Below are 26,637 nucleotides of genomic sequence, written 5' to 3' on the forward strand. Positions count from 1 at the left end.
ACAAACGAACATAAATTTGATTTCCCAAAAATCCATCAGTACACCTATACATAGAAAATGATTTAGGATTGCTATATGCTAACGATGTCGGAGATTTGCAGTTTAAAAATTGAAAGGATTAAATCTTAATTTTTTAAATTGTTGAGAAACCTGGTTTCTTGGTGTTGTGTTTTTTTAGGTAAAGTGGCTGATTAAAAATTAAAGTGCGCTAAACCGTACCTCCAAGTTGGCGGTATTCTACACACGAGTGCAACGTTGGTAGATAAAATGTAAAGGAACTGAGGCAAAAACAACCAATAGTTAAGCAAAATTTATCTGTGATGCCACCAAATACTGCGATCGCAATCGGGTTGTGTAGGCGGCAAGATCCCATGAAACAACTATAGAATGTCGATCGACATAATTGCTTAATTTAGTGCTTTCAGGGAGAGTCCCGAAATGAATCAAATTAAAACTGCTGCTTTGTTAGGCTTGTTAAGTGCGCTGTTAATTACCGTTAGCTATTGGGTAATCGGCGGTTCGGGCGGTGCAATTATCGGCATTGGTTTGGCCGCCGCTATGAACTTAGGTTCGTGGTTTTACTCGGATAAAATCGCTTTGGCGGCTTACGGGGCTGTGCCGGTAACTGCTAGCCAAGCGCCGGGACTTTATACAATGGTGGAAAGACTGGCCCAGCGCGCTAATTTACCTATGCCGGGAGTTTACATGATTCCTACTCAGTCTGCTAACGCTTTTGCTACCGGGCGCGATCCCGAACACGCGGCGGTTGCAGTGACTGAAGGGATTATGAATATGCTGTCAGAGGATGAACTCGAAGGAGTTATCGCCCACGAACTTACTCACATTAACAACCGCGACACGCTGACGCAAGCGGTGGCGGCGACTGTGGCGGGGGCGATTTCGTTGTTGGCGCAAATGGCGAGTTACAGTAGGTGGTTTGGTGGCCGGGACGATCGCAACAGCCCGAATCCTTTAGGGTTACTGCTGACGATTATCCTCGCACCGGTGGCTGCTTCGGTGATTCAGCTAGCCATTTCGCGCACGCGGGAGTTTTCGGCGGATGCGGGGGCTGCACGGTTAACGGGCAATCCAAGGGCTTTGGCGAGGGCTTTGCAGCGGTTGGAAAGTGGGGCGCGCCAAATGCCTCTAGATGGTAATCCGGCTTTTGCACCGCTGTTGATTGTGAATTCGTTTAGTGGTGATTGGTTTAGAAGCTTGTTTTCGACTCATCCAACTACGGAATCGCGGATTGAAAATTTGATGAAGCTGGAACAAGAATTGCCTGGTTCTTATTAAGTGTTAGAATAAGTTTTGGCGCTACACATCGCAATTTTTAAAAGCCAGTATGGGTTCTGGTGTTACGGGTACAAAGTCTTAAATGCCAGAATGAATTCTGGCGCTACATATACAAAGTCTGCGTTTGCGGACTAAGAAAGGAGATAATTGATATGACAGATCCAAATGTGACCGAAGTAACAATCGTAGAGGCTACTCCCGAAACGACGGCGATCGTCAAAAAGGAGATGCCCGATGCGACACCGGAGACGATCGCCGAAACTGCTGCGTTATTTGATGCAATTAAAAAACGCGCTGCGGCTGAAGTCCAAGCAGCGGGAGAACTTACCCGCGAAGCTTATTTGAAAGCCCTCCAACAGGCTTCGGGTGCGATCGAACAAAATAAGTCGATCGCCAAAGAGAGAATGACTGAGGCTGTCAGCCTACTCAAAAAGGAATCTGAGAAAAATTGGCTGGTGGTTGATGCGATTAAAACGCGGGCTCAGGCGCAGGTGCAAGATGCCGGCGAAGTCAGTCGCGAGGCTTATTTGAAAGCGGTGCGACAAGCGCGAGAAGCGGTGGAACAAAATAAATTGATCGAACGCGATCGCATTGATCAAGCTGTTGATCACATTCAGAAGGAGACGGAAAAGAATTGGCACGTTGTGGTTGGGGAAATTGAGTCGATTGGTGTTCGATTGAAGGAGACGGCTAAGTCGGCTTGGAGTTCGCTAACGGCGTTTTTTGACAAGTCCGATCGCGACGATTCCGAGAAGTAAGATCAAGCAGGGAAAGTTAATTTAACCATATTGTCTGTTGCAAGCCCTAACTAGGACGGGCTCTCCGGCCCATCCCACAAAAAACATTTTTTCTTGTGGAACGGGCCGGAGAGCCCGTTCCAAAATTTGATTAAAAGGACTTTTGCAATCTTGTCTATTGTCTCTTGTTGGTGCGTCGCTCGATCGATATTTCGTCTGTTTTGGATACGATCGATCGCGACACACCATACTAATCTTGCTGTCAACTGTCAATGGAAAGGTAGCCGCTGCTTGATTTTTGGTAGGATTTTCTTGAGTTGCGCGATCGCCCATACCGACATCCACACACCCAATCCTGCACCGAGGCTAATCAGCAGTACGAGGATAAATGACGGGATTTCAATGTTGCTTAATGGTAGGTAAAATTTGCGATCGGGCGGGTCTTGTTTGATCAAATAAGGAGCTACGCTGGCTACTATGCCGACAAATCCTAAAGCTGAGCCTACTACTTGAATGGTTGCTTGTAATTCTGCATCGCGACGGGCTTCTGCGATCGCCACTACGCCCCTAATTGCTTCCATCGCCTTGTCTAGCAAGCCGGTGCCGTGTTTGAAATAACCTAAGTCAAATTTGATTTGTTCTTGGAACTGCGGGCAAGTTTCTTTGCTGAATAATTCTAGGAAGCTCAAATCAGAATATTTTTTGGCATCCCTACGATTATAACTTTTTCTGGATTTGATGTCAAGACTTATTTGATCTAAATTTTTTTGGTAATTTTGGGCGTTAATGGCGATCGTATTTTGCCTAATTTCCAAATTCATCAGCAACCGGGCATACTTAACAGCCCGCGGCGGCATATCGATTGTCTTGCGTTGTAGATGTTCTAATTCCTCTTGCTTTAAACCGGCACCTTTCAATTGGCGCTGGTGGGCTTCGTCATGTTGCAAATACTGGAAAGTATTGTCGATATCCAGTTCGATTTTTTCGTATTCCTTGCGGATTTCGGAGTAGTAGGCGCGACTTTCTTTGTAAGCAAGGATGATTTTGTGGCGGTACAAGAATAAATCTAAAAAGTCGGGGTAGTAAATATCCCAGATATCACTCGTTGTCTGACTATCGAAAAACCAAATCAGAATGTGCCCGAATTTATCTGGGTAATTGGGATTGCCGTATTCTAGAATCGGGCTACCGAATAATTCGCCTTGACGGTAAAATTCTGGTAAGTCTTCACCGGAAATAAAAGATTTTAGACAGAGTTGACCTAAGTTTTTGATAGAATTGGGATCTTCTTGGGCTGCTGCTTTTTGTGATTCGGTTAGCCAAGCGGTAAGCAGCAGAGTTTGACCGAAATAACTGTTAACTGACTTGTGCAGCAAGCAGTTATCGGGATTAAATTCATGGAAGATGCTAAGATCGACATCTGGTGTTTTAGTGCCATTAGTTTTTTCGGGGACGCGGAGGTTGAAGCCTAAGGCGTAACTGTCGTCAATCCGCAGCGGTTGGGCAAATCCTTCGAGGAAAATCTGCTGGTTGTCATAGTTGATATTTTTGCTTAAATATAAAGATCCCCGATTGTTGACTGCTTGTTTGATAATCAGCTTGACGCGGCGGCCTGGTGGTTGGGCGGTTTTGTATAAGTTGGTATCATTAAATTCGGCATCAATGTGGAGTTTTTCTTGCAGGATTTCGTTGTATTTTTCCCAGAGGTGTTGGGGATTTATCGGGGGATTTGAGGTTGGTGGTAGGGCTAGTTGTGGGGAGTTGGTAGGGGAATTTGAGCCTGATGATAGGGTATCCCAGACGTGGAAGGCGAATAAATGAACGTTTGGGGCGTATACTTGGTTATTTGGATTCATTCTGGGTATCGGCAATCTTTTTTTGGTCTAGTTTTTGCATTTCTTCGTAAGCTTTCATAATGATCTCTGGTGCTCTTTTGGTGAGATTTGCGATCGGTTCTACTGTACTTGGAAGGGCGTCACCGGGATCGTAGATTTCTCGCAACTCATTTATCTCGTCTCTTAATGCTTCTCCTAAATCGCCATGCTGCGTGCACCAATGTTTGATGGTATCACCAATGGCAGATTCATTGTCTGCTAAGTTGGTTATTGCTTTTGCCAAATTAGGTAAGTCTTTCCAGGCTTCTAACTCTGATTGAAAGATTTCTGGATATTCAGTCAGCAAAGTCATCAAAGCAATGAGGTTTATCTCGGGGTTCATAAATAATTCTCCGTTAATACAATGTGGGATTGTTCGTTCAGTTGACAGTTGACAGTTGACGGTTGACAGCGACCTCTACCCGGAAGGAAGAGGATTGGAGTAATCAATAGTCTGATTTTAATTTCTCCCTACAAGGGTTCCGGCTTTAAACCAATTCTTTCTGGTAATCGGGGGTTGGTGGGGACGGGAATCAAAGATGGTTGGTGAAGCCGTCTCTACGATATATGATAAGACAATTATACATCGAGAATACCGATTCGTGGCGACACACCCTAGGATTTTTAATATCCTGTGGCGCAGAATGCTGCCCAATATTTGGGTTTGCGGAAAGGCGGTTCATTGCTGGTGTCAAAACTTAACCAATCTTTGACCTTTTCTATTGAATTTTCATTTAATTTTAACAATTCAATCCAAACCATGAAATCCTCGCGGATGACGGCGCGCATCCAGTTTTGCGTGGCGTTTAAGGCGACGGCTACTGAAAATTTTGGTTGCAATTCTTGGTAAAATTTGATCATGAAAATTGCTGTGGCAAAATCATCGACTTTCCATAATGTGCTGACTACATTCATGCTTCCTGCATACAAGAAGCCGCTGGGTAAACCGATGTACTCATCTGTCATTGCTGTTGAGTCGGTTAACCCGGTTTCGCAGGCGGAAAGTGTGACGAGATTGCACTGGGGTAATTGTAAATTGGCAAAGATTTCTTGCAAAGTGAGGCATTTTTCAGGTATGACTGTTTTGCCGCTTCGCATTGTGACACTGCCCTTTGTTTTCTCTTTGTCGTTACTTGTTTCTAGGGAACCGGCTAGGGCTAATAAGGATAGCAGCGGATTGTTAAAGTTGAATACTCCGTGGCCGGAAAAGTGGATGTAGCTGGCATTTGAGAGGTTTTTGGCGTTTTCGGTGAGGGCGATTTTGGTGGCTTGGTTTTTGATTAAGATGTCGTGGGAATTGAATCTTTGTTTGATGGTTTCTACTTCCATGTCGGCGTTGGTTAAGTCTTCGGTGGGATTTTGAATCGCAAATAATGGTTGCAATTCGGGGGCGGGGGTTTTGCGGGTTTTGCTGCGGTTTTTGACGATTTCTAGCAGTTGCAAGCTGGGGGCGTATTTTACTCCCTTGGGGAAGCAGTCTAGGAGGTATTTTGTAGGGGCGGTTTCTTTGGGTTCGGCTTTGGAGGTGAATGGTAGGGCGTGGAGGGGGAATAAATGCAGGTAGCGGTGGGGGATGAGGATTAGTTGATTGCAATTATCTGGGATTTGGGCGACTATTTCGTTGAGGCGCAATATTTCGGAGAGTTTTTGCAGTTTGTCGGCGAGGGTTTTTTGCCAGATTTTGTTGGTTTTTTTGTCGCCGCGGTATTCGTTTAGATATTCGTTTTTCCAGGTTTCTAATTCGGCTAATTCGGCGGCGGTTATTTGTATTGCGTCTATTTTGTTTTGGGTGATGATGAAGGCTGATCCTCCCCAGTTTTCGTTGTTAAATTTGGGGTTGCCGATGTACCATTCTACAATGGCGGTTTTAGGATCTAATGTTTGCTGGAATTCGGCGATGTTTAGGGGTTCGACTTTTTGGGTTTGCTTGAATTCTGGTTCGCGCTGTTTGAAGGGTTCGAGGAATTGGGCTAGTTGCTTCAATGCTGTTGCTAAATTGTCTGTTTGTTGTTGCTGTGATTCGGGGGTGAGGGTGCGGGATTGAGTTGTGCGTTGTGTGTCGGAGTCTTCGGGAATTTCGGAATCTGCGTCTTTGTCGGGGGGAGAATTGGGTGTTGATGTTTCTAGGGATTGTTGGATGGTTGCGATTTGGCGGCGCAGGTTTCTGAGTTGTTGTTTTTCGGATTCGGTGGCGGTTTTGGGATAGATTTCGCTGTTGGTGAAGAGTTCGACTAGGTAGCGGGATTTGCTGCGTTCTACGGTTTGGACTGCTTTGTGATATTGTTTGTGGTTGATGCAGGATTGCATCATTTTTTCGTAGATGTTGAGGTTTTCTTCGATTAGTTGTCGTTTGCGGCTTGGGGATGTTACCCACTCGCGGCTTTGTTCGACTGCTTCGATCGCTTTTTCGTAGCCGAAGATGGCGGTTTCCCATTGTTCCGTGTCAAAGGCGATATTGCCTAGACTTCGCGCCGCTTTGAGACAGCTAAGGGGTAAAGCATCTGGTTTGAAGATTTCTAAAGATGCTTTAAAATATTTTATTGCTTCGGGAATAAGTCCTTTTTCCCGATAAGCATAAGCAATATTTTCTTGAGTCATTGCCCATTGTTGGGGAAAAGCGGCGCGGGTGTAAACTAATAAAGCTTGTTGATAACAGGCGATCGCCATTTCGATATTCTCGGCTTTGTCTTCCCTGATTCTGTCTTTGTAAGCAGTTGCTAAATTATTTTGAGTCTGAGCCCAATCTTGGGGAAAAGCGGCGCGGGTGTAAACTAATAAAGCTTGTTGATAACAGGCGATCGCCATTTCAATATTCTCGGCTTTGTCTTCCCTGATTCTGTCACTGTAAGCAATTGCTAAATTATTTTGAGTCGTTGCCCAATATTGGGGAAAAGCGGCGCGGGTACGAACTAATAAAGCTTCTTGATAACAGGCGATCGCCATTTCGATATTCTCGGCTTTGTCTTCCCTGATTCTGTTACAGTAAGCATTTGCTAAATTATTTTGAGTCATTGCCCAATCTTGGGGAAAATCGGCGCGGGTAAGAACTAATAAAGCCAAATTAAAAGCTGCGATCGCCTTTTCGATATTCTCGGCTTTGTCTTCCCTGATTCTGTTTCTGTAAGCAATTGCTAAATTATTTTGAGTCTGAGCCCAATCTTGGGGAAAAGCGGCGCGGGTACGAACTAATAATGCTTCTTGATAACAGGCGATCGCCTTTTCGATATTCTCGGCTTTGTCTTCCCTGATTCTGTCACTGTAAGCAGCAGCTAAATTATTTTGAGTCATTGCCCAATCTTGGGGAAAAGCGGCGCGGGTACGAACTAATAATGCTTCTTGATAACAGGCGATCGCCATTTCGATATTCTCGGCCCTATCTTCCCTGATTCTGTTACTGTAAGCAGTTGCTAAATTATTTTGAGTCCCTGCCCATTGTTGGGGAAAATCGGCGCGGGTGTAAACTAATAATGCCAAATTAAAAGCTGCGATCGCCTTTTCGATATTCTCGGCTTTGTCTTCCTTGATTCTGTCACTGTAAGCAGCAGCTAAATTATTTTGAGTCATTGCCCATTGTTGGGGAAAAGCGGCGCGGGTACGAACTAATAATGCTTGTTGATAACAGGCGATCGCCTTTTCGATATTCTCGGCTTTGTCTTCCCTGATTCTGTTTCTGTAAGCAACACCTAGACTATTTTGATTGCTTGCCCAATATTCTGGGTGAGCTTCGCGAGTAAAAATAGTTAATCCTATATCCAGACAAGCAATCGCAATCTCTATGTTGCTTGCCCGACTGCCTTGCTGAAGACTTGAAAATGTTATATCTAAGTTGTATAAAATATTGGCACGATTTTTTGCTTTTTTTGCATCCAACTTGGGCAGTGTTTCTGTTGCCCACTCTCGCAAGTATTGGGCAAATTCATCGTCTAATAATTCTAGATTGGCTTGCAGGATGGCCGTTTGTTCTTCGCTGTCCCAGGTGAGGAGAGATTCAATTAGGGTGAGATAGGCTTGATGGCGTGGTTGGTTCATTTTTGGGCTACCCGTATTTGGGATATTTTACATTGTTTGTGGGGGGAAATGCAAGATTGGCAGCGGATTTTGTAGCGGATGTAGCGGATGGATTGGGGGTTGGTTGGGGATGTTGTGGGGGTGCGGGGTTGGTGGCTGGGGTTGGAGAAACCGGGTTTTTATGGGGGTTTAGGGTTGGTGGTTAGTGTTTGGGGGAAAAACCCGGTTTCTGGGTGGGTGGTTGGTTCTATAATTTGCCTAATTGAAGAGTGAATGGGCTAATAGGGCGGCTTGAGTGCGATCGCGCAAATTCAATCTACTCAAAATATTGGTAACATAGTTCTTGACTGTATTTTCCGACAAAAATAAGGTTTGAGCAATTTCTCGGTTGTTCGCGCCGGAAGCTATTAAACGCAAAACTTCTAATTCTCTGGGCGTGAGTTGTTCTAATTCTGGGGGAGAAACAGCGGCGGGATTTGTTACTGCTGGTGTCATCAAAGCTTTTTCAAACAATCCGGGGCCGAGTTGGGTGTGCCCTTTGTAAACGGCGCGAATTGCTAGGGCTAATTCGTCGGGTTCGGTGTCTTTTAGCAGGTAGCCTTTGGCCCCCAGTCGCATGGCTTGGCTGACGTATTCGTCGTCGTCAAAGGTGGTTAATACTAGGACTTTTGTATCGGGATAGGATTTGGTGATGGCTGCGGTGGCTGCTACGCCGTCCATCACGGGCATCCGAATGTCCATCAGTACGATGTCGGGCGCTAATGTGGGGATTTGGTCGATCGCTTGTTGTCCGTTTTCTGCTTCGCCGATTACTTGCATATCTGAGTAGCATTCTAGCATACTTTTGATGCCGCGACGGATGATATGGCGATCGTCTACTAGCAATATTTTAATCATATATAGACAGTTGACAGTTGACAGTTGACAGTTGACAGTTGACAGTTAACAGTTAACTGTTAACAGTTGACAGTTAACAGTTGACAGTTAACAGTTGACAGTTAACAGTTGACGGCGGTTGAAACCGCGTCTACACAGGCAAAACCCGGATGGTGCGCGGGTTGAAGAGTGGGCGGTTAAAATTAGGTTTTTTCTTCAGTCCGCGGAGGCGGACATCGTTTGTATAGGCGCGGTTTCAACCGCCGTCTTATCTTATACATGAAATCTCCTAAATGTTTTGAGATGGCAAAGAAACCGAAATTCGGCAACCGTTTCCTGACTCGCTATAAATTGCAAATTGACCTCTCGCTGCCGCCACTCGTTCTCGCATTCCTTGCAGTCCAAATCCTGTGGTATTCTGGGCTGGATCGAAGCCTTTGCCGTTGTCAGAAATTGATAGATGAATCTGTCCGGCGTGTTGCTGTAACCCAACTGTTACCATTGTGGCATCGGCGTGTTTATGAATATTTGTGAGCGATTCTTGCACAATTCTGTACAGTGTGGTATTCATTTCTTGTGATAGCGGAATTGGTAAACGAATTGAGTTAGATACTTCGATCGCAGTCATCCGCTGAAAATCTTGGAGCAGTTTGTCGATCGCACTTTCGAGCGATAATCCTTGCAAAGGGTTCGATCGCAAAACCGACACTGATTTGCGAATTTCTAAGAAGGCTTCCGATCCGAGTTGTTTGGCTTGTTTCATAAACTCTAGGGCTTTTTCATCCTCCGATTTCCAGAACAATAGGGCATTATTTAGCTGGATTGTTTGAGCCGCCAAGGTGTGTCCAAGTCCGTCGTGAATTTCGCGGGCAATGCGGTTGCGTTCTTGCAATGTTGCTTGGTCTTCTATTCGCAGTGCGTAGTAGCGGAGTTGCTCGTTAGTCACGGCTAATTTATCATGGGCAATTTCTAATTCCTCTCGGCTTTGGCGTTCGGCAATTAAGGCATTTATTAATAGTAAGGCAAATACTAATGTCAATCCAAATAATAACACGTTGCTCAGTCGCCATTCCCAAACAGTGGCAATGACTCTTTCCGGTAAAATTGGTTTTAATAACAGCAAAGAACTATAGGAAAGCAGCGCTAAACTCAAGACTGCTATCTGTCCGGGCTGCCGGAAAATCATGCAACTCCGCATTAGCAGAACGAGAAATAGCAAAAAGCTCGATCGGCTAGATAGCCCTTCCGAAACTATCGGTAGCAAAATTAAGCCAAATTCCAGGGCGGTAAATAAAAGTTTTCTACTCAGCCGCACTGTTGGCAAACGTAACCCGATAGCGCCGAAAAGTGCGATCGCGCCCACGCGCAACACCAGCGACAAAAGCGATCGAAATGGGTGCAATACTTCCATGAATGCTGCCGTTGCTAGCAGCAGCCATTCTAGATAAAGCAGCAAGCGAAAGGACGGATAGGTCAAGCGAATCATAGAATTTTTCCCCATCAAAACCTGGAGTGATTCAAGTAAGGTCGCTGACCTAATTGTAAATGGTATCTTGGAGTTAAAAAACATATTACCCCCTTGTGGTGAGGAAAGTTCGGCTTATGATAAACGGTTTGATGCTTGTACACTGTCAACTGTCAACTGTCAACTGTCAACTGTTATATGTAGCTTAGCGAATGTGCGATCGCACTTACTAGAGCCTTTGCGGCTGATTTTGGGGTTTGGGACTAGGAAAAAAGTCACAAGGGCTATGTGCTTTTTGACTAGTATGGTTAGGAGTTTGGGGTCATGCGGCGATCGATTTTACGTTGTAACATTGGTGCAAGAAGGTTAATTATAGGCAGTGAATCATGAAAATAAGTACGATCGCACCAGCATTTATTCTCGCCGGTGCCATGTTGATAGGCGGTTTGTCTGCTTGTGCGTCACCCAACACCCCGTCGGCTGCGGAACCTAATTCTCCGGCCGCGATTCCAATCAGTTCATCGGAAATGAAGGCGGATGCTGCTTCCTCTAAAGATGCTACACCTGATGTGGTGGCGGCAAATCCGACAAATTCCCAGAAACCGAAGATGTCTGATGCTGAACGCGCACAGAAGCGCCAGGAAATTAGTCAACAACTCGCAAAGGTACTCACACCTGAGCAATATAAAAGCTTGGACGCTAAACTTAAGTCTGGTGAAAAAATGCGTAAAGCTTTGACTGAAATCAATCTGACTGCTGAACAAAAGCCAAAAGTTAAGGCGATTCTCAAGGCGGCTTATCCTCGCACGCAAAATGGGCAAAAGTCGTCTGAAGCTAAACCTCAGTAATACTGTGATTGCAAATTTTGTGCGATCGCAATTATAAGTTTTTTCAGGTGTGAATTGCGTATTTGGGGCGGGCTAGAAGCCCACCCCACAAGAATTTTGAGGGTTAGTAGGGTGCAATTAAATTGCATCTGTGCGGCGGCGTCGGAGCAACGCCCCACAAGAATTTGAAGTTGGTATGATACGGATTTGGGGTGAAGTTTTTTTTGTGATTTTTGATTGTTTTGCGTGATACATCCTGCAATAACGGCAATTCAGAGTAAGAGATATTTTTATACAGAGGTTTCTGATGATTGAGGAAATTATTAGTGAAAGTCGGAATGGCACTCGCCCTAAAGTTTCTGAGGAAAATCTGAAGCTGAATGAGCAACTGCCGCACAACGTTGAAATTGTTGATGAAATTCCGAAAAAAGCTCTCCCTGAAGTGGATCGGGAAGCTCCAATTTTGCCGGAAAGCGAACCTACAAATAATGTTGTAACTAAACAACCAAAGACTGAAAAAGTGCTGGCGAAAGGGCGGATTGCACTGTTTTTGCTGGCGTTGTTGGTAATAGGAGGTTTGGGATTTTTGGTTTGGCAACGGGCTGCTACTCCGAAAGTGGAAAAAGCGAGCCGCCGCGGTGGTAAAATGCAAGTGACTCCGGTGATGGTGGCGACGGTGACTAAAAAAACAGTGCCGATTCAACTACAAGCGATCGGCAATGTGCAATCTGGTGCTACTGTTTCTGTTACTGCTCAGGCTAGCGGCCGGGTTACAGGGGTTTATTTTAAGAAAGGACAGGAAGTTAAGAAAGGACAGTTGCTATTCTCGATCGACGATCGCTCTCAAACTGCATCGATCCAACAAGCTCAAGGCATTGTAGCAAAAGACCGCGCGCAAGTACAACAAGCGATGTCAAATCTTGCTAAAGATCAAGGAGTTGTTGAACAGGCTAGGGCGACTCTTGACAAAGATAGAGGAATTGTCGAGCAAGCTAAAGCGACTCTGGAAAAAGATCAGGGTGTTGTCGAACAAGCCAGAATGACTATGGCGAAGGATAAGGGAGTTGTTGAACAAGCTAAAATTACTTTGGAAAAAGACCAAGGTGCTGTCAAACAGGCGATCGCAACTTTAACAAAAGATCAAGCGCAAGCGCAATATGCCGCCGCCCAAAGTCAACGTTACGCCGAACTCTACAAACAAGGAGTAATCAGTCAAGATCAAGCGCAACAATATGCTACCAGCAGTCGCGCCACTGCGGCAACAGTGGAGCTTGACAAACAGGCGATCGCAAATGCGGAAACTGCGCTCAAGAGCGATCGCATTGGTATCACGAATGCGGAGTCTGCGGTGAAAGGTGACGAGGTGGCGATCGCAAATGCTGAAACTGGGGTGAGGAGCGATTTGGTCGGAATTGAGAACGCTCAGACGGCGGTGAAGAGCGATTTAGTGGGGATTGACAATGCTCGTGCTGTCGTTGAGGGCGATCGGGCTGCGATCGAGGGTGCTCAGGCTAGTGTTAGCGCTGACGGCGGCACTTTGCAAAATGCTCAGGTGCAATCATCCTATACTAAGGTGTTTTCGCCGATCGACGGACGCGCCGGAAACGTGCTGGTAACAACAGGCAATGTGGTGCAACCAAGCACTGACAAACCCTTAGTAACCATCTCTACAATTGATCCAATTCAAGTTGCCTTTGCGGTTCCTGAATCGAACTTACCAGATATCCAAAAATACGCGGACAACGGCAAGCTGAAAGTTGATGTTACCTTTGCGGGCAACAATAAACCGATATCAGGAACTTTGTCCTTTGTTAACAATACGGTTGATAATTCTACAGGCTCAATTCAACTGATTGGTGATTTCAATAACGCAGACGGGAAACTATTCCCAGGTCAATTTGTCAATACTACATTAACCTTATCTCAACAACCAAATGCGATTGTTGTTCCCTCCCAAGCAGTACAAACCGGGCCGAAGGGACAATTCGTATTTGTCGCGCAGTTCGATGATACGGTGGATAATGTGCCTGTGGTTGTGGGGAATACAATCAACGGCTTGACTGTGATCAAAAAAGGTCTGAATGCGGGTGATGATGTTGTCATTGACGGACAAGCTAATCTGGTGGATGGCGGCAAGATTACCGTTAAAACCGCAGCGGATGCTGAAGATAATTCAGAGTCTATTAAAGGGGATAATTCAGACACATCTGGGGATAAAAAATCTCCGGGTAAATCCGCAGGTGATTCCAATTCATCGGGGAATAAGTCAGGCAAATCGCGCAAAAATCCCTAGGGTGATCGAGCGATTTTAGATTTTGGATGTGATGATTAGGCCTCGATCCCCCCTAACCCCCCTTAAGAAGGGGGGAACCGGAAGCGCTTAAAACCCCTGCTTCTTAAGGTGAGAATTAGAAGCATTCAAAGTCCCCCTTTTTAAGGGGTATTTAGGGGCATATAGACTTAGCAAAAAACGCAATTTATCAAACAAAGACAATCTTATTCTAACCTTAAACCGCCACATCAGGCGCAGACACAAATAACCCATGAATAAAAACTAGATCCATTACAGATCGAGGCTGTGATTTCCATACTTAACCATCAACTGTCAACTGTCAACTGTCCACTATCAATTGCTATAAATGAATCTTTCTGAACCATTTATCCGCCGTCCAATTATGACCACCTTGGTGATGGCGGCGATTCTAATCTTTGGTTGGATGAGTTATCGACTGCTACCAATTAGCGATTTACCCAACGTCGATTATCCCACAATTCAAGTTAGCGCTTCCCGCCCCGGCGCTAGCCCAGAAACGATGGCTGCTTCGGTGGCGCGCCCCCTAGAAAAGCAATTTTCCAGCATTGCGGGACTCGATACGCTAACATCAACCAGTACCAGCGGCAAAACTCAAATTACCCTGCAATTCAATCTCAGCCACAATATTGATGATGCGGCGCAGGATGTGGAATCGGCAATTTCTTCAGCATCGGGACAAATCCCCAACGATTTACCAAATCCGCCGACTTATAGCAAAGTCAATCCCGCCGATGGGCCAATTCTTTACCTTTATCTCACGTCCCCAACTTTACCGCTTTCTGAGGTTGATAGCTACGCGCAAAGTTATCTCGCGCAAAAGCTTTCGACAATCAACGGTGTGGCGCAAGTTCAGATTTACGGTTCCCAAAAATACGCCGCCCGAATTCAACTCGATCCGCAACAGTTAGCAGCGCGGCAAATTGGCATCGATAAAGTACAAACTGCTATCCAACAAGGCAATGTCAATTTACCTACAGGAAGCCTTTCGGGAAGTCATAAAAACTTTGCTGTGCAAACTAATGGACAGCTTAAAGATGCTGCTGCATTCCGCCGTTTGATTGTCACATATAAGAACGGTCAACCTATTTATCTCGAACAATTAGGGCGAGTGGTTGACAGTGTAGAAAATACTCAACTTGCTAGTTGGTATAATAACGATCGCGCAATTATCCTCACAATCCAGAGACAGCCCGGTACGAATACCGTCGAAGTGGTAGATACGATTCAAAAATTGCTACCAAGTTTGCAAGCCCAGATGCCAAGTTCGATCGCACTTGGCGTCATGTACGATGCGTCTCAATCGATTCGCGAGTCGGTGGATGATGTCCGGTTTACGCTGGTTTTGACGATCGCCCTTGTCATCTTAGTCATCTTCGTCTTTTTACGCAACCTGTCAGCCACAGTCATTCCCAGCTTAGCGCTACCGGTGTCACTGATTGGAACCTTCGGCGTGATGCACCTGTTCAACTACTCGTTGGATAACTTGTCAATGATGGCCCTGACGTTATCCGTGGGCTTTGTGGTCGATGATGCGATCGTGATGCTCGAAAACATCGTCCGCCACATCGAAGCCGGAGAAAGCCCACGAGAGGCAGCGCTAAACGGTTCCAGGGAAATCGGTTTTACCATTTTATCGATGACGCTTTCCTTGGTAGCGGTGTTTATCCCGATGTTATTTATGAGTGAGTTGCTAGGGCGCTTGTTTCATGAATTTGCTGTCACAATTGCAGTGTCAATTTTGGTTTCCGGCTTTGTGTCTTTAAGCTTGACACCGATGTTGTGCAGTCGTTTTCTCCGCCCGGTAAATCATGCCACTCAAAGCAAACTTTATCAAGCTTCCGAGTACGTATTCGATAAATTTTTGAGCTTATATGATTGGAGTCTCAAAATAGTCTTAAAGTTTCACCGCACCACAATGATTTTATCATTAGTTATGGTGTTCGCCACAGTCGGATTATTTATCGTAGTTCCCAAAGGCTTTATTCCCAGCCAAGATACCGGACAAATTACCGGAATTACCCAAGCCGCCCAGGATGCCTCCTTTGATGAATTAGCGCGCCACCAAGAAGCCGTTGTCAACGCGATTCGCGAAGATCCAAACGTGGAAGCAGTCAACTCAAATATCGGGGCGGGAGCGAGCGCAAATGGCGGCGGGGCGGCGGTTGCGGGAAATTCTGGCAGTTTGTTTATTCGGCTGAAACCGCGATCGCAGCGGCAGATGGGCGCGGATGAAATTGTGCAGAGTTTGCGATCGCAACTAGCAGAAATTCCCGGCATTCAAGTCTTCTTACAAAACCCTCCCGCAATCCCACTGGGCACGCAACAAAGCACCGGATTGTACCAATTAGCGCTGCAAAGTTCCGACGTTTTACCGCTGCGAGAATACGTGCCGCAACTGGTGGATAAAATGAAAGCAATGCCGGAAATTCAGGATATAAACAGCGATTTGCAGATGACTTCTCAAATCAAAGTTGACATCAATCGCGACAAAGCCTCAGCTTTAGGAATCACCGCCAGTCAAATCGAAAATACGCTGAGAAGTGCCTACGGCGCTTATCAAGTATCCACGATTTACGGTGCGAGTAACCAGTATCAAGTCATTTTGGAACTCGAACCGAAATATCAAAAAGATCCCAATGCTTTGAAGCAGCTTTATATGGCGACAACAGGTAATACAAGTGATGCTTCTGGGAGTCAAACGCAGGTACCGCTAGCAACATTTGCGACAATTTCTCAGGATGTCGCGCCGTTAATTATCAACCACGTCGGGCGGATGAATGCTGCGACGATTTCCTACAATCTCGCCCCTGGTGTCGCCTTGGGGAGTGCCAATAGCGCGATCGACCAAATCGTCAAATCCGTGATTCCCGACAGCATCACGACCAATTACAAGGGCGCTAGTCAAGTGTTTCAGAGTTCGCTGCCGAGTTTGGGTATCTTATTGGCGATCGCAATTCTCGTCATCTATTTAATCCTCGGCATTTTGTACGAAGATTTCATCCATCCGATTACAATCTTGTCGGGATTACCTTCAGCGGGATTTGGCGCACTATTAACGCTGATGTTGTTTGGCGTTGAGCTCAACGTTTATTCATTCATCGGGATCATTTTGCTGGTAGGGATTGTCAAGAAAAATGGGATTATGATGGTCGATTTTGCGATCGAATCCCAGCGCATCGACGGCAAAAAACCAGCAGAAGCAATCTATCAAGCTTGTTTAGTAAGATTCCGGCCGATTATGATGACTACAATGGCGGCATTAATGGGCACTTTGCCGATCGCATTGGGAGTCGGTGCAGGTTCAGAATCTCGCCGCCCGTTAGGTATTGCAGTTGTCGGCGGACTTTTGTTTTCGCAAGTATTGACATTGTATCTCACGCCCGTATTTTACATCTACATGGAATCGTGGCGAAAGAAGCTTAGGGAGGTGAAGTTTGGGCAAGTATTTTATGTTAAAGGAGGACGTTGACAGTTGACAGTTGACAGTTGACAGTTAAAGTCGTAGGGTACGTCGCTATTAAAAATCCCTGATAAATACCGACAATCCAATAGCGACGCACCGGGTATTTCCAAGAGATTATGTACACAAACATAACACTTATTAAGTCATAAATATTTGTCAAAATCGGATCGGGTGCGTCGCCCTGAGATTGTTGATATTTAGTTAAGTATTGTCGAGGGCGATACACCCTACAACTGAACTTTCTAAAGCCCCAACTACCAACAAACTTTTGAATCCGTTAAATCCGTTAAAAAATCCGTTGCCGAACTTTCCCCATCCGTTAAATCCGTTACAGAATCTGTTGCCGAACTTCCTTCACAATTATGAACCTATCAGAAATCTTTATCCGCCGCCCCGTAATGACTACCCTAGTCACAATCGGCATTCTATTCTTCGGTTTAATGAGTTATTTCCTGCTACCAATTAGCGCCTTACCGCACGTAGAATATCCCTTTGTTAGCGTCTCCGCTAGCTTACCCGGTGCCACGCCAGAAACCATGTCATCCTCAGTCGCCGCGCCGCTAGAAAGACAGTTTACAGAAATAGCAGGCCTCAATTCCTTTAACTCCACAAGTTCCACCGGTAGCGCCAATATTTCCCTGCAATTCGACTTCAGCCGCAGCGTCAATTCTGCTGCAAAAGACGTACAAGCTGCGATCGCCGCCGCCGCAGGTTCATTACCCGCTGGAATGCCCAAACCGCCCACCTACCGCAAAGTTAACCCTTCTGTTTCACCAATTCTCTACCTATATTTGTACTCAAAAACCCTGCAAATTTCAGCAGTGAATGAAGCCGCCGAAATAACCATCGCTCAACCCATTTCTGCGATCGAAGGTGTGGCGCAAGTGCAGGTTTACGGGCAGAAACAATATGCAGTGAGAATTCAACTAGATCCGCGAGAATTGACCGCCAGAGGTATCGGATTAGATCAAGTAAGAACTGCAATCACGCAAGGTAATGTTAACTTACCAACCGGCAGCCTTTCCGGTGACAACAAAAGCTATTTAATTCAAGTAAACGGTCAATTAAATAAGGCAGCCGAATATCGATCGCTAATCGTAGCCTACAAAAACGGCGCAGCAGTGCGGCTGCAAGATTTAGGTAACGTAATTGACGACGTGCAAAATAACAAAGTGTTGAATTTGTACAGCGATCAACAAGTCACAAATCAACCTGCAATCTTGCTCGCAGTGCAGCCTCAACCGGATGCAAATACTGTCGAAATTGTCGATGCGATCGTCCAAATGTTACCCGCACTCAAACAACAAATTCCGCAATCGATCGAAATAGGAATTATGTACGATCGATCGCAATCAATCCGCGCCTCTGTTGATGATGTGAAATTCTCCTTAGTGTTGTCAGTGTGTCTGGTTGTCTTAGTAATTTTTATCTTTTTACGCAACATCACAGCGACGCTAATTCCGAGTTTAGCTTTACCTGTGGCGATTATTGGCACTTTTGCTGTGATGTATCAGTTGGGATACTCGTTAGATAATTTGTCTCTGATGGCGCTGACGCTTTCAGTCGGGTTTGTGGTGGATGATGCGATCGTAGTTTTGGAAAACATTGTGCGCCACCAAGAAATGGGAGAAGCGCCACTAGAAGCAGCATTAAAAGGCTCGAAAGAAATTGGTTTTACCATTCTTTCGATGACACTTTCATTGGTGGCGGTGTTTATTCCTCTGATGTTTATGAGTGGATTAATCGGTAGATTGTTTCACGAATTTGCGGTGACTATTGCTGTAGCAATTTTGGTTTCGGGATTTGTTTCTCTGAGCCTGACGCCGATGTTGTGCAGTCGTTTTCTCAAATCGTCCCACTCACACCCGAAAAACCGCTTCTACCGCATTTCAGAGCGGGGATTCGAGCTACTTTTGTACGGATACGAATGGACTCTCAGACCTGTTTTGAAATACCGTTTTGTGACGCTGATTGTTTCAGTAATTCTGCTGGTGCTGACGGCTTATCTATTCGTGTTAGTTCCGAAAGGTTTTATTCCGACTGAAGACACTGGACAACTGATGGCTAACACGAAAGGAGCGCAAGATATTTCCTTTGATGATATGATGATTCACCAACAACAAATTGTTGATATCTTGCGGAAAGATCCAAATATTGCAGCGTTGAATTCAACTGTAGGTGCTAGCGGGCCAAACGCATCGGCGAATAACGGACGGATTACAATTAGGCTGAAACCCCGATCGCAACGCCGCCTCAGTGCGGATGAAATTATCCAAAAATTAACTCCAAAATTGCGCGGAATTCCCGGTATTCAAGCTTTTTTGCGCTCTCCTTCGGCGATTCCGATCGGCGGTCAACAAACGAATTCACAATATCAGTTTACGGTGCAAAGTTTAGATTTGCAAGCGCTGCGTCAAGCGGTACCTGATTTGTTAGCTAAAGTCAAAACGCTACCGGGATTGCGCGGTGTGGATAGCGATTTGCAATTGAGCACGCCTCAACTGCAAGTTAAAGTCGATCGCGACAAAGCAGCAATCGTCGGTGTTAGCCCGCAACAAGTGCAGAAAACTCTCAGCGCTGCTTACGCTTCTGGGCAGGTTTCGACGATTTATACCCCAAACAATCAATTTACGGTTGTGATGGAGCTAAAGCCCGAATATCAGCGCGATCCGAGTGCTTTGTCGATGTTGTATGTGCGATCGACTAGCGGACAAATGATCTCGTTAGATGCGATCGCCAGTATCACCCAAACCGTCGGCCCGCTCACAGTCAATCACCTCAGCGGACTGCCTTCTGCTACAATCTCCTTTGATACTCTCCCCGGTACATCGCTGAGTCAAGCCACCGAAGCTATTGAGAAAGTTGCTAAGGAAGTTTTACCGCCGTCAGTTACTACAAGTTTTCAAGGTTCAGCCCAGGTATTCAACCAATCATTTAACGATTTAGGCTGGTTATTAGTCGTTTCAATTGTGGTAATTTATCTGATTCTCGGTATTTTGTACGAGGATTTCATTCACCCGCTGACAATTTTGTCGGGTTTACCGTCTGCCGGATTTGGTGCACTGTTAACCCTGGTAATTTTTGGGGTTGAACTAAATCTATATTCGTTTATCGGGATTATTCTGCTGGTGGGAATTGTCAAGAAAAATGGGATTATGCTGGTGGATTTTGCGATCGAGAAACAGCGCCAAGATAGCAGCCACAGCGCCTATGATGCCATCTACGAAGCTTGTATCGTGCGCTTCCGCCCGATTATGATGACGACGATGGCGGCGTTAATTGGCACTTTGCCGATCGCCCTGGGCGTGGGTAGCGGTTCAGAATCGCGCCGCCCGTTGGGAATTGCGATCGTCGGTGGATTGCTGTTTTCGCAAATTTTAACGCTGTATCTGACTCCGGTATTTTATACTTATATGGAAGGCTGGAGAAAACAGTTAGGTAATCCCAAAATGAAGCTGTCAGAATTTTTCTGGCGTCCTAAAACTCGACCTTCAAGCCGTAATTAATCGCAAGAATCGGCGGTTGAAACCGCGTCTATACAAACAAAACCCGGATGGTGCGCGGGTTGAAGAAGAATGGGCGGTTGAAACCGCGTCTACACAGACAAAACCTGCCTCCGCAGGTTGAAGAGCGATCGGTTTCAACCGTACGTCTTATCTTCATTCTTCATTCCGCGGAGGCGGAACTCGTTTGTGTAGGCGCGGTTTCAACCGTACGTCCTATCTTGTCGCTCTTTGATTATCAGTATCCCGCCCTTTTTTCTGTCTACCTTTTTTAATCTGCTGACTCATTTCCACAAACAAATCCTTGCGTAAATAAGGATAATCGCTCACCCACACATCGCGACTGGGAATGTAAATATCCGAAACTTTGCCAATTCTACCCAAATCTTCTTGATTTGACATGATTAACATTAAAGCAGCTTGGCCGGGGACAATTCCCTGGTGATTTTTCTGCAAGGGAGCTTTAATTGTAGTAGTAAATCCCGTTTTGTCGCCAACTTCTAAGTTAATTCGCGGTTCTAAGTTATCAACAATTACCAGTTGTCCTTTTTGATTGACTGTTTCTTCTTGACTTGTGACTTCATCGGTGATATAAATATCTAAAACTCGCCCTTGCCAAAAACCGCAGTATTGATATTTGCGGCATTGTGCATTTCGCAAACTCGCCCAGAAAATCGGGCCCCATAGCCAGTACAAACCTGCGATCAATCCGGTAATTAAAACTAGAGGCCCCACATCGGAACCTGCGAAGTTGTAGATAACAAGCAGCAAAACTACGACTACCGCAGAGATTAACATTCGCCTTAAGAAATCTGGCGGTTTTCCCCAGATGTATTTGTATTGTGCTCCCGTGGCGACGGCGGGAATTAGTTCTTTGAATGTTTCTTGGGTTAGGGGAATTAGCATAAGACGAAGGAAGAAGGAAGAAGGAAGAAGGACGAAGGAAGAAGGAAGAAGGAAGAGGGAAGAAGGAAGAGGGAAGAGGGAAGAAGCTAATTAACATTAGGTGCGTCAGGGAAAGTTATTAGTCTGTTGTTAAAACATTTAGCCCGCTCCGCACCCTACAATAACTCGATCCCCCCTAGCCCCCCTTCAGAAGGGGGGGGCAAGATTCTGATCAAAGTCAACCCCTACTCCCTTCTTAAGGGGGATTTAGGGGGATCTAGACTTGGCAATCAGCGAGATTAATCAAAGGTTTTAGGTAATTGTTGAAACTACTGTCAACTGTCAACTGTCAACTGTCAACTGACTAATAACTACAAGATTTTTTCCAATCCGTAAACGAGCGATCGCAATTCCAGCACTTTACGTATAGATAACAGAACTCCCGGCATATAACAAGCGCGATCGCTCGTATCGTGTCGTAAAGTATAAACTTGACCTGCACCTCCAAAAATTACCTCTTGGTGAGCAATTAAACCGGGTAAACGGATGCTGTGAATCCGAATCCCTTCATCCGCCACAGATCCCCGTGCTCCGGGTATTTTTTCCGTTTCCTCAACTTCGGGGACATTGAAAGTTTTTCCCATTTCTGCTAACATTTGGGCAGTTTGAATCGCTGTGCCGCTGGGAGCGTCGGCTTTTTGATTGTGGTGCAACTCGATAATTTCTACGTGTTCAAAATACTGAGATGCCGTCACGGCGGCTTGTTGCAGCAAAACCATGCCGATCGAGAAATTGGGTATAATCAAACAGCCGATGCTGGCTTTGTCCGCGAATTCAGCTAAGTTTTCAATTTGCTTGCTGCTCAAGCCAGTAGTGCCGACTACCGGCCGTATACCATAAGCTATAGCCGATCGCACATTTTCATAAACCGACTTCGGGTGTGTAAAATCTACCATCACGCCTAACTGCTTTTCCTGAGCAGCCAATACCAGCATTCCTTGCAAGTCGTCAGTCACGGGAACTTCTAACGGGCCGCATCCGGCTAATTCCCCCGCATCGACGTGGAGGCACTCAGGAGAGCGGTCTACAGCCCCAAATAAGGTCATGTCATCAGCATTGGCGATCGCCTTAATTACTTCGCGGCCCATCTTGCCGCCAGCACCGTTAACAATCACCGGAATCGGAAGTTGATTCGCCATAATCTCAAATATATCCTGAAAGTTCGATCGACTAAATTTTAACGCTTCTGGGAATTTGGGGAAACAGGCGAATAAAAAACACGACTTGTCGGCAAATCTTCAACAAACCGGTTTCCCATCCAGAAATACTTGACAAAATCGAGTAATTAGCTTGAATAAACTCGGTTTCGGCACAACTTCTACATAAATTACTCAATATCATAATAAGCTCAATTCTGTAAGAACCGACTTGTCAGAAGCGAATTTGCACCCATATATTTTTTCTGTGACTGCCAAATTCTCTCGAAATCTTCGTTCTGTACTGTCTGTCGCCACTGGCCTCAACTTGAGTTCTCCAGGCCAGCGGGTCAGGATTTTGCCTGCTTTGTTGGCGGGCGTGACTGTAACGCTGCTGAATCTGGGAGTTCAGCGGTTGGGATGGCTGCAAAGCTGGGAATTGGGCAGTTTTGACTCGTTAGTGCGCTTGCAGCCGGATGCTGACCCCGATCCGCGACTGCTGATCGTGGGAATTTCCGAGGCAGATATTCAAGCTTTGGGGAGATTTCCGGTTTCCGATGGCGCGATCGCCCAAACCTTGACAAAACTGCAAAAATACCAGCCAAAAGTCATCGGTTTGGACTTATACCGGGATTTGCCTCAAGCACCGGGACACCAAGAATTGCTGACTCAACTGAAAGCGCCGAATGTGGTGGCGATCAACAAATTGAGCGATTCAGATAGTCCGGGAGTGCCTGCGCCTCCGGGGATACCGCCGGATCGGGTCGGTTTTAACGACTTCGTACTCGACACTGACGGCGTTGTGCGCCGCAATTTGCTCTCAGTCTCGCAACCAGACAAGAAAACTGCTTCCTCGTTTTCTTTGCAAGTAGCTTTGCTGTATCTCAAAGACAGAGTGCAGCAGAAAAATAGCCCTGTCAATCCCCACCAAATCAACTGGGGAAAAGCAGAATTTGTGCCTTTAAAATCTGACAGCGGCGGCTATGCAAATCTCGATACCAGAGGCTACCAAATTCTGCTCAAATACCGTTCTGGGAAACAGGTGGCGCGACAAGTCAGTATCACGCAGGTATTGAACGGGGAAATTGATCCAAGCTGGGTAAAGGACAAAATCGTGCTGATTGGGACGACGGCACAAAGTAGCAGAGACGTGTTTCTCACGCCCTACAGCCCAGTGAAAAAGCAAAGTCCGAAAATACCGGGGGTATTGCTGCACGCACAAATGCTCAGCCAAATATTGAGTGCGGTTTTGCAGGGGCGATCGCTCTTTTGGATGTGGCCACAATGGGCAGAAATTTTGTGGAACGGTGGTTGGGCGGTACTTGGCGGGGTTGTGGCTTGGCGGATTGTGCACCCCGCGAGGGCGGGATTGGTTGGGGGTGTGGCATTGATCGGGCTGTTCGGGATGAGTTTTGTGATTTTTATGGGCGGTGGATGGGTGCCACTGGTGTCGCCGGCTTTGGGTTTGGTGGTGACTGGTGTGGGTGTCAGCGCTTACAGGAAGCTTTACGATGCTTTTCACGACTCTCTGACGGGTTTGCCGAATCGGGATTTGTTTGTAGAGTCTTTGGGGCGGGCGATCGCCCATACTAAGGGCCGTCGCAGCTATCTGTTTGCGGTGCTATTTTTGGATTTAGACAGGTTTAAGGTGATTAATGATTCTTTGGGTCATTTGGTGGGGGATGAACTGCTGAGGGCAGTAGTGCTGCGGTTGAGGGCAAGTATTGGTCGTGCGGATACTGTGGCGCGGGTGGGGGGCGACGATTTTGCCATTTTGGCGAGGAATGTTGATGTTGAGAGTGCGGTGGATTTGACCGATCGCATTCACCAAGCTTTAATTGTGCCTTTTGAGTTAAGAGGGCAGGAAGTATTTGTCACCGCCAGCATCGGGATTGCGGTGGGTGGCGAACCAACTGCTGCCAGCCGGGAACAGCCAGAACACTTGCTCAGGGACGCTCACACGGCGATGTACCGGGCGAAGGCTTTGGGAACGGGAAGGTATCAGGTATTTAATGCTTCGATGCACGATTTGGCCGTGGAGAGGTTGCGGTTGGAGACGGATTTGCGGATGGCTGTCAAGCGTCGGGAGTTTTTGCTGTACTACCAGCCCTTTGTGTGTTTAGCCAGCGGGAGGATTATTGGATTTGAGGCTTTGGTGCGCTGGCAACATCCGCAGCGGGGCTTGATTTCGCCGGTTAAGTTTATTCCGGTGGCTGAGGAAACGGGGGCAATTGTGCCACTGGGTGAATGGGTGTTGGAGGAGGCTTGCCGGCAGTTGCGGCTGTGGGAGGGAATGTTTGATTTCGATCAACCTTTGATTATGAGTGTAAATTTATCTGGGAAGCAGTTTGCTCAACCGGATTTGGTCGATCGCATTCAGGCTATTTTGCGGGCAACGGGTTTGAGTGCCGAGAGTCTGAAGCTGGAGATTACTGAGAGTGTGGTGATGGATGATGTGGAGTCGGCGATCGCGGTTTTGAAGCAGATGAAAGCGTTAAATGTCAAGTTGGGAATTGATGATTTTGGCACTGGTTATTCGTCGTTGAGTTATTTGAGTCGGTTTCCTACGGATACTTTGAAGGTTGATAAGTCGTTTGTGGGGCTAATGGAGTTGGGCGAGGGAGAGAATGTGGCGATCGTGCGGACGATTGTGGCGCTGGCGCACGCTTTGGGGATGGATGTGATTGCTGAGGGTGTGGAGACGGCGGCACAATTAGCTCGGTTAAGGGCGATCGGCTGCGAATACGGTCAAGGTTATTTTTTTGCTAAGCCTTTACCGAGCGAGGCTGCGACTGCCTTGATGGCTTCGGAGCCACAGTGGTAGTTATTGGTTATTAGTTATTGGTTATTGGTTGTTGGTTATTGGTTATTAGTCAATACCATCGCCCGCAAGCATTGTTATCGCAGACGATCGCACTTTTGATGCCAACCGTCATCGATCTATCCAGTGCGATCGGCTAGTTTTATGCGAAACGCGGCTTAATTCCAATAAAAATTTACCAAATCATGTAGTGTTGGGAGCGATCGCTCTTAGGGATCTCGCCATTCCCTGAAAAAAAGCAGTAAACGGATCTCGCCCTTACCTACCTCAGCTTAAACAGCAGTTGACAAAAATTGACAATATTTGCCATACTTGAATAGTTAGAGATGTAAAAGTTTACAAACTATGACAACACTCAACATATCGCTACCCGAATCGATGCGGGACTTTATCAGCGAACAGGTTGCCAAAGGTGGGTACAGTACCACCAGCGAATATATCCGACACTTGATTCGCCAAGAATTAGAACGAGTGGCAAAAATACAACTTGAGACATTACTATTGGAAGGCTTAGATAGCGGTGAATCTATTGAAATTACGGATGAGTGGTGGGAACAAAAACGCACTGAACTTGTTGAAAAAGTCCGCAAACAGAAGACATGACCAGACGAATTGTAATTAGACCAATGGCTAGTTTTGACATTGATGAACAGTTTGCCTATATCGCTACCAATAATTTTGATGCGGCATTGAGATTTTTTGATGCGGCCAGGCAAACTTTCTCCCAATTAGCACAAATGCCTGCTATTGGTAGCCTTTATAGTATTGAAAATCCGCGTCTGGTTGGTTTGCGGAAGTGGGCTGTCAGCGGATTTGACAAGCATCTAATTTTTTATGTAGAAAGGGATGAATATATTGAGATTGTGAGGCTACTCCATGCTGCGCGCGATCTTCCAGAGATTTTAGGAGAGGAAGAATAGTTATTAGAAATTGCGATCGACCTTTCGATACCAAAAAGTGTGATCGCCCTTCGCGCGTGAAAAAGTTGTCAAGGGCGATCGACCGGCACGATGAAAAAAGAGCTATCGCTCCTAATCTCAAGGATGCTATCATAGATGAACAGTTACTATGTCTTTATAGGTAAATGACATGAACGCTAAAGAATTGCTGCTTCAAGAAGTGGATAATATTCCCGAATTTATATTAGAAGAAGTTGGGGATTTCCTGCAATTTCTAAAAGTAAAATATGATAAAAACAAGTTAGAATCAAGCCTACTCAGTGAATCTGCTTTGCAAAAAGACTGGTTAAAGTCAGAGGAGGATGAAGCATGGCAGAATTTGTAAAAGGTGATGTGGCAATACTTCTCGGTTAAGCCCTATCGTCAAGTAAACTGGTGTTGATTCGTGGATCAGCGAGGGTAAAATTGATGGC

19 protein-coding genes are annotated in these 26,637 nt (G+C 46.0%); 12 read left to right on the forward strand and 7 right to left on the reverse strand.

Features of this window, described 5'->3' with window-relative positions; translation table 11 throughout:
* The first annotated feature begins 438 nt into the window (after positions 1-438).
* Entirely contained in the window at positions 439-1,296 is an 858-nt protein-coding gene (locus QUB66_RS27345; RefSeq protein WP_265235621.1) for a M48 family metalloprotease, read from the forward strand.
* Positions 1,297-1,448: 152 nt separating this feature from the next.
* Entirely contained in the window at positions 1,449-2,054 is a 606-nt protein-coding gene (locus QUB66_RS27350; protein ID WP_332970429.1) for a hypothetical protein, read from the forward strand.
* Between the two features lie 248 nt (positions 2,055-2,302).
* Here the strand turns inward: QUB66_RS27350 and QUB66_RS27355 are convergent, their stop codons facing one another.
* From QUB66_RS27355 to QUB66_RS27365, 3 genes are all read right to left on the reverse strand, one after another.
* Complete coding sequence (locus QUB66_RS27355; RefSeq protein ID WP_332970431.1) at positions 2,303-3,889, reverse strand: hypothetical protein; 1,587 nt, start codon at positions 3,887-3,889, stop codon at positions 2,303-2,305.
* Positions 3,876-4,250, reverse strand: a complete 375-nt coding sequence (locus QUB66_RS27360; RefSeq protein ID WP_265235624.1) for a hypothetical protein — start codon at positions 4,248-4,250, stop codon at positions 3,876-3,878. Before QUB66_RS27360 ends, QUB66_RS27355 begins: the two co-directional genes overlap by 14 nt.
* Positions 4,251-4,531: 281 nt before the next feature.
* Positions 4,532-7,936 (reverse strand): CHAT domain-containing protein, encoded by a 3,405-nt coding sequence (locus tag QUB66_RS27365; protein WP_332970432.1) that lies wholly within the window; start codon positions 7,934-7,936, stop codon positions 4,532-4,534.
* An 87-nt stretch (positions 7,937-8,023) separates the two neighbouring features.
* On the opposite strand from QUB66_RS27365, the gene QUB66_RS27370 reads away from it, so the two are divergent.
* Complete coding sequence (locus QUB66_RS27370; protein WP_332970434.1) at positions 8,024-8,188, forward strand: hypothetical protein; 165 nt, start codon at positions 8,024-8,026, stop codon at positions 8,186-8,188.
* Here the strand turns inward: QUB66_RS27370 and QUB66_RS27375 are convergent.
* Together QUB66_RS27375 and QUB66_RS27380 are read right to left on the reverse strand one after the other, a co-directional pair.
* Positions 8,174-8,812 carry a response regulator transcription factor gene (locus tag QUB66_RS27375; RefSeq protein WP_265235627.1) on the reverse strand — a complete coding sequence of 213 codons (639 nt, stop codon included), beginning with the start codon at positions 8,810-8,812 and terminating at the stop codon, positions 8,174-8,176. The two genes, QUB66_RS27370 and QUB66_RS27375, sit on opposite strands and share 15 nt — an antisense overlap.
* Positions 8,813-9,080: 268 nt before the next feature.
* Positions 9,081-10,277 (reverse strand): sensor histidine kinase, encoded by a 1,197-nt coding sequence (locus tag QUB66_RS27380; RefSeq protein ID WP_265235628.1) that lies wholly within the window; start codon positions 10,275-10,277, stop codon positions 9,081-9,083.
* Positions 10,278-10,642: 365 nt separating this feature from the next.
* On the opposite strand from QUB66_RS27380, the gene QUB66_RS27385 reads away from it, so the two are divergent.
* The 4 genes from QUB66_RS27385 (at position 10,643) to QUB66_RS27400 (ending at position 20,366) form a co-directional block, all read left to right on the forward strand.
* Positions 10,643-11,104 carry a hypothetical protein gene (locus QUB66_RS27385; RefSeq protein WP_265235629.1) on the forward strand — a complete coding sequence of 154 codons (462 nt, stop codon included), beginning with the start codon at positions 10,643-10,645 and terminating at the stop codon, positions 11,102-11,104.
* Positions 11,105-11,390: 286 nt separating this feature from the next.
* The gene (locus QUB66_RS27390) at positions 11,391-13,376 is read left to right on the forward strand and encodes an efflux RND transporter periplasmic adaptor subunit (protein ID WP_332970437.1); all 1,986 of its coding nucleotides are present in this window, start codon (positions 11,391-11,393) and stop codon (positions 13,374-13,376) included.
* Positions 13,377-13,722: 346 nt separating this feature from the next.
* Positions 13,723-16,866 (forward strand): efflux RND transporter permease subunit, encoded by a 3,144-nt coding sequence (locus tag QUB66_RS27395; protein WP_332970439.1) that lies wholly within the window; start codon positions 13,723-13,725, stop codon positions 16,864-16,866.
* Between the two features lie 356 nt (positions 16,867-17,222).
* Entirely contained in the window at positions 17,223-20,366 is a 3,144-nt protein-coding gene (locus QUB66_RS27400) for an efflux RND transporter permease subunit (RefSeq protein WP_332970440.1), read from the forward strand.
* 213 nt (positions 20,367-20,579) lie between these two features.
* Here the strand turns inward: QUB66_RS27400 and QUB66_RS27405 are convergent, their stop codons facing one another.
* Positions 20,580-21,269: a phosphate ABC transporter permease gene (locus tag QUB66_RS27405; protein WP_332970441.1), complete on the reverse strand. Its 690-nt coding sequence runs from the start codon at positions 21,267-21,269 to the stop codon at positions 20,580-20,582.
* Between QUB66_RS27405 and QUB66_RS27410 the strand changes: the two genes are divergently transcribed.
* Positions 21,193-21,363, forward strand: a complete 171-nt coding sequence (locus QUB66_RS27410) for a hypothetical protein (protein WP_332970446.1) — start codon at positions 21,193-21,195, stop codon at positions 21,361-21,363. The genes QUB66_RS27405 and QUB66_RS27410 overlap by 77 nt on opposite strands.
* A gap of 256 nt (positions 21,364-21,619) precedes the next feature.
* Here the strand turns inward: QUB66_RS27410 and dapB are convergent, their stop codons facing one another.
* Positions 21,620-22,447 carry a 4-hydroxy-tetrahydrodipicolinate reductase gene (dapB, locus tag QUB66_RS27415; RefSeq protein ID WP_265235634.1) on the reverse strand — a complete coding sequence of 276 codons (828 nt, stop codon included), beginning with the start codon at positions 22,445-22,447 and terminating at the stop codon, positions 21,620-21,622.
* A 301-nt stretch (positions 22,448-22,748) separates the two neighbouring features.
* Here dapB and QUB66_RS27420 point away from each other — a divergent pair, with 301 nt between their 5' ends.
* The 4 genes from QUB66_RS27420 to QUB66_RS27435 all read left to right on the forward strand — a co-directional run bounded on the left by QUB66_RS27420 (position 22,749) and on the right by QUB66_RS27435 (position 26,549).
* Positions 22,749-25,268, forward strand: coding sequence for an EAL domain-containing protein (locus tag QUB66_RS27420; protein ID WP_321161604.1), 2,520 nt, complete (start codon positions 22,749-22,751; stop codon positions 25,266-25,268).
* Positions 25,269-25,610: 342 nt separating this feature from the next.
* Positions 25,611-25,868: a type II toxin-antitoxin system ParD family antitoxin gene (locus QUB66_RS27425; RefSeq protein WP_332970442.1), complete on the forward strand. Its 258-nt coding sequence runs from the start codon at positions 25,611-25,613 to the stop codon at positions 25,866-25,868.
* Positions 25,865-26,185 carry a type II toxin-antitoxin system RelE/ParE family toxin gene (locus QUB66_RS27430; protein ID WP_332970443.1) on the forward strand — a complete coding sequence of 107 codons (321 nt, stop codon included), beginning with the start codon at positions 25,865-25,867 and terminating at the stop codon, positions 26,183-26,185. The genes QUB66_RS27425 and QUB66_RS27430 overlap by 4 nt, the downstream gene beginning before the upstream one ends.
* Before the next feature lie 169 nt (positions 26,186-26,354).
* Positions 26,355-26,549: a hypothetical protein gene (locus QUB66_RS27435; RefSeq protein ID WP_332970444.1), complete on the forward strand. Its 195-nt coding sequence runs from the start codon at positions 26,355-26,357 to the stop codon at positions 26,547-26,549.
* Positions 26,550-26,637: the final 88 nt, after the last annotated feature.

This window comes from Microcoleus sp. A2-C3 (genome assembly GCF_036706065.1).
Taxonomy (GTDB): Bacteria; Cyanobacteriota; Cyanobacteriia; order Cyanobacteriales; family Microcoleaceae; genus Microcoleus.

Coding starts and splice junctions, on each gene's coding strand:
- QUB66_RS27385 (WP_265235629.1), top strand. CDS start 10,643: ATGAAAATAAGTACGATCGCACCAGCATTTATTCTCGCCGGTGCCATG.
- QUB66_RS27380 (WP_265235628.1), bottom strand. CDS start 10,277: ATGATTCGCTTGACCTATCCGTCCTTTCGCTTGCTGCTTTATCTAGAA.
- QUB66_RS27390 (WP_332970437.1), top strand. CDS start 11,391: ATGATTGAGGAAATTATTAGTGAAAGTCGGAATGGCACTCGCCCTAAA.
- QUB66_RS27405 (WP_332970441.1), bottom strand. CDS start 21,269: ATGCTAATTCCCCTAACCCAAGAAACATTCAAAGAACTAATTCCCGCC.
- QUB66_RS27395 (WP_332970439.1), top strand. CDS start 13,723: ATGAATCTTTCTGAACCATTTATCCGCCGTCCAATTATGACCACCTTG.
- QUB66_RS27350 (WP_332970429.1), top strand. CDS start 1,449: ATGACAGATCCAAATGTGACCGAAGTAACAATCGTAGAGGCTACTCCC.
- QUB66_RS27370 (WP_332970434.1), top strand. CDS start 8,024: ATGGATTGGGGGTTGGTTGGGGATGTTGTGGGGGTGCGGGGTTGGTGG.
- QUB66_RS27410 (WP_332970446.1), top strand. CDS start 21,193: ATGTATTTGTATTGTGCTCCCGTGGCGACGGCGGGAATTAGTTCTTTG.
- QUB66_RS27435 (WP_332970444.1), top strand. CDS start 26,355: ATGAACGCTAAAGAATTGCTGCTTCAAGAAGTGGATAATATTCCCGAA.
- QUB66_RS27355 (WP_332970431.1), bottom strand. CDS start 3,889: ATGAATCCAAATAACCAAGTATACGCCCCAAACGTTCATTTATTCGCC.
- QUB66_RS27345 (WP_265235621.1), top strand. CDS start 439: ATGAATCAAATTAAAACTGCTGCTTTGTTAGGCTTGTTAAGTGCGCTG.
- QUB66_RS27360 (WP_265235624.1), bottom strand. CDS start 4,250: ATGAACCCCGAGATAAACCTCATTGCTTTGATGACTTTGCTGACTGAA.
- QUB66_RS27365 (WP_332970432.1), bottom strand. CDS start 7,936: ATGAACCAACCACGCCATCAAGCCTATCTCACCCTAATTGAATCTCTC.
- QUB66_RS27425 (WP_332970442.1), top strand. CDS start 25,611: ATGACAACACTCAACATATCGCTACCCGAATCGATGCGGGACTTTATC.
- QUB66_RS27375 (WP_265235627.1), bottom strand. CDS start 8,812: ATGATTAAAATATTGCTAGTAGACGATCGCCATATCATCCGTCGCGGC.
- dapB (WP_265235634.1), bottom strand. CDS start 22,447: ATGGCGAATCAACTTCCGATTCCGGTGATTGTTAACGGTGCTGGCGGC.
- QUB66_RS27400 (WP_332970440.1), top strand. CDS start 17,223: ATGAACCTATCAGAAATCTTTATCCGCCGCCCCGTAATGACTACCCTA.
- QUB66_RS27430 (WP_332970443.1), top strand. CDS start 25,865: ATGACCAGACGAATTGTAATTAGACCAATGGCTAGTTTTGACATTGAT.